At 45.0% G+C, this 351-nt stretch carries 1 pseudogene; it reads left to right on the top strand.

Annotated elements, in window-relative coordinates:
• Positions 1-236 precede the first annotated feature (236 nt).
• Positions 237-351 (top strand): annotated as a pseudogene (locus AK59_RS0123465) (silver-binding protein SilE); the annotation flags it as partial.

Below are 351 nucleotides of genomic sequence, written 5' to 3'. Positions count from 1 at the left end.
ATGACAAAGATGTCATTAGCCTGTCATGCAGCAAACAGAAGCCATACGAGATAATTAGTGCAACTTATCAGGAAGGCTGGATTGCTTCATCAATACCCGGCGTCAGAGTACGCCAGGAAATGAATATCCAGCCCTCTTCCGGAGAAATAAACGCTGCCGAACTTGTTTCAGTTATGGAACTGAAAACACCGGTTGTACTTCCCCGGACATCACTAATTCAGAAATGGAGAGTTATCATGAAAAATATCGTATTAGCATCTTTGCTGGGCTTTGGTTTAATTTCATCGGCCTGGGCCACTGAAACCGTGAATATCCATGATCGCGTCAACAATGCACAGGCTCCTGCTCACC

This window comes from Enterobacter sp. T1-1 (genome assembly GCF_000710795.1).
GTDB lineage: Bacteria > Pseudomonadota > Gammaproteobacteria > Enterobacterales > Enterobacteriaceae > Enterobacter > Enterobacter cloacae.
This window is presented reverse-complemented; position numbering and strand designations above follow the sequence as displayed.